Raw genomic sequence first — 2,590 nt, 5'->3', positions numbered from 1 at the left:
GCCCGGCTCGGCGACCAACGGCCGCCCGAGGTTGGACTATGCCGTCCGTGCATCGGGGGGCGCGGCCGCGGGGAGCAGGTCAGTACGCTGGTCCGATGATTCGGACTGTCGTGTTGGACGTCGGAGAGACCCTGACCCGAGACGACCGCTACTGGGCGTCCTGGGCCGACTGGATCGGCGTGCCACGGCACACCTTGTCCGCGCTCGTGGGGGCGGTGGTGGTCGCCGGCCAGGACAACGCCGACGCGATGCGCCTCCTGCGCCCCGGCATCGACATCGGTGCCGAGTACGCCGCTCGTGAGGCAGCCGGTAGGGGAGAGCGGCTGGACGAGGCGGACCTCTACGAGGACGTCCGCCCGGCGCTGGCTGCGCTGCGGGCCGATGGGGTACGTGTCATCGTCGCGGGCAACCAGAGTTCCCGGATGGGTGATCTCTTGCGCGCGCTGGACCTGCCGGCAGACATGGTCGTGACCTCCGCTGAATGGGGCGTGGCAAAGCCCGAGCGCGCCTTTTTCGAGCGGGTGTTGGAGGTGTCCGGGGCCCCCGCGCGGGAGACGCTGTACGTGGGCGACCATCCGCAGAACGATGTCTTCCCCGCGGCTGGCGCAGGTCTGCGTACGGCGCACCTGCGACGGGGACCCTGGGGGCACTGGTGGGCGGACGACCCGGAAGTCCGGGCTGCCGCGGACTGGTCCATCGACTCGCTGAGAGAGCTCCCGGAGATCCTCAAAAAGGCACCTGTGTAGCGGAGTTCACGAGCGGGCTCGGTCCTGCACGGTACGGTGCGGGCATGGCCGACCACATCGGGCAGCGCATCGCCGCGCGACGGCACGCGCGACGCATGACGCAAGCAGACCTCGCGCGTGAGGCCCATGTCTCCTTGCCCATGGTCAAGGCGATCGAGCGGGGTGCTCGCAACCCCGGCCAGACCACACTGGCGGGTATCGCCTCGGCGCTCGGAACGGATCCCTCCCGGCTCGACCCGACGTACACCGGCACCGGTCACCGGGTGCGTACCGCCCTGCCCGTGATCTCTGCGGCGATCGCCGGATACGAGATCCCGTTGGGGGACGCTCCGCGCAGACCCCTGGCCGAACTGCGGAGCGGCATCGGCGCAGCCGTCGGCTGGCGCCTTGCGGCTCAGTACGGGCTGATCGCGACACACGTACCGGCCCTCCTGACGGACTCCCTGGCCCACCTGCACGCCGGCGGCAGGGCCGAATCCGCCCGCCTCCTGGTGGCCGCGGCCCGGACGGCGGACGCGGTCGCCTACAAGTACGGTGCCCACGACCTCTCTGCCCGCCTGATCGACGTCATGCGGTGGGCCGCCGTGCAGGCCGACGACGCCGATGTCGCCGCCACCGCCGCGTACGTCCATGCCGAGACGTTCCTCGCCGCACGCGCGCACCGGGTCGGGCACGTCGCGTTGGAGCGCGCACTCGACTCGGCTCCGCCGCCCGGCACCGCACGATCGGCAGCCGGCCGCGGCGCGCTGCACATGAGGGCCGCGGTCGTCGCAGCGCGTGCCGGCAACGCGGATGCCGCGCACGGCCACCTCCGCGAGGCAAGAACCCTGGCCAACGGACTGACCGAGGGCGTTTACCTCGGTACGGCCTTCGGCCCCTCCAGCGTGCGCATCCACGAGGTGTCCGTTGCCGTCAGCCTCGGCCGGGATCACATCGGCGACGCTCTCGACGTGGTCAGCCGGTGGAGTCCGGGAGACGAGACCCCTGCCGAGCGTCGGTCCGGCTTCTGGATCGAGGTGAGCCGGGCCCAGTTGTGGGCCGGAGACCCCGACGGCGCCTTCGAGTCCCTCAAGACGGCCCGCAGGCACGGGCCCCAGCACGTACGCGAACACCCGTGGGTACGTGAAACCATCGAGACGATCCGCCGCCTCAAACGCGCCCACGCCGAGTCACTGACCCACTTTGCCGAGTGGATCGGTGCCGTCTGAGTCGCGTTCCCCCGATCGGATACAGGCTGTATCCCTTGCGGTGCTTGCCATGCCCCACCATCTGCATCGAACCGGCAGAGTGGGAGGGCTCGTGATCACCGATAACAGCATCACCCGGATCAACCGAGCGACGTGCGGGGACCGCGCACGGCGTCGAAGCACGGGGGTGCAGCAGTGATCCGGATCTGCGTTCTCTGCGACCGCGTCATCCTCGGCCCGGCCAAGACGATCCCCGTGGACTCGGCGTCCGGGGCCCGTCCGGACAACCACGCCCACCTTCCCCACGACCCGGCATGCAGACCCATCGAGGGCAGTGAGCGAGGCCACCGCGGCGAGGGGAGGGGCGATGGCGGACAGCGTCGATAGCTTCTTCCATGAACGACACCCCTGGATCGGCAAGGCCGTCCGGGACATCCCGAGCGGCACCGAGGGAGAGTTGACGGCCGTCGTCCAGGAGCCCAAGAGGGACCACGAGGGTCGGGTGACCACCGTGCGCCTTGCCTACATCCGGCCCTCACACGGCGGTCGAGAGCTCCCGACCGCCGCAGGCAACGTCCAACTGATCAACGCCCTCCGTTGACCCGCCCCCGATGCACGGACGGCATAGTCCAACCCAGGACGGCCGCTGTTGCAAGA

At 70.4% G+C, this 2,590-nt stretch carries 3 protein-coding genes; all 3 read left to right on the top strand.

Annotated elements, in window-relative coordinates; translation table 11 throughout:
* Positions 1–95 precede the first annotated feature (95 nt).
* The 3 genes from ABZZ20_RS36710 (at position 96) to ABZZ20_RS36700 (ending at position 2,534) form a co-directional block, all read left to right on the top strand.
* On the top strand, positions 96–746 hold the full coding sequence (locus ABZZ20_RS36710; protein ID WP_356877374.1) for an HAD family hydrolase: 651 nt from the start codon (positions 96–98) through the stop codon (positions 744–746).
* A gap of 44 nt (positions 747–790) precedes the next feature.
* A complete protein-coding gene (locus ABZZ20_RS36705; protein ID WP_356877372.1) occupies positions 791–1,954 on the top strand; it encodes a helix-turn-helix transcriptional regulator in 1,164 nt (387 codons plus the stop codon).
* A gap of 346 nt (positions 1,955–2,300) precedes the next feature.
* A complete protein-coding gene (locus ABZZ20_RS36700) occupies positions 2,301–2,534 on the top strand; it encodes a hypothetical protein (protein WP_356877370.1) in 234 nt (77 codons plus the stop codon).
* Positions 2,535–2,590: the final 56 nt, after the last annotated feature.

The organism is Streptomyces sp. NPDC006430 (assembly GCF_040612395.1).
Taxonomy (GTDB): domain Bacteria; phylum Actinomycetota; class Actinomycetes; order Streptomycetales; family Streptomycetaceae; genus Streptomyces.
The sequence above is the reverse complement of the archived record's forward strand: the minus strand, read 5'-3'. Positions and strand labels throughout refer to the sequence as shown.

What these genes read in the sequence shown, in the direction of transcription:
- ABZZ20_RS36710 (WP_356877374.1), top strand. Translation starts at nt 96, where the DNA reads ATGATTCGGACTGTCGTGTTGGACGTCGGAGAGACCCTGACCCGAGAC.
- ABZZ20_RS36705 (WP_356877372.1), top strand. Translation starts at nt 791, where the DNA reads ATGGCCGACCACATCGGGCAGCGCATCGCCGCGCGACGGCACGCGCGA.
- ABZZ20_RS36700 (WP_356877370.1), top strand. Translation starts at nt 2,301, where the DNA reads ATGGCGGACAGCGTCGATAGCTTCTTCCATGAACGACACCCCTGGATC.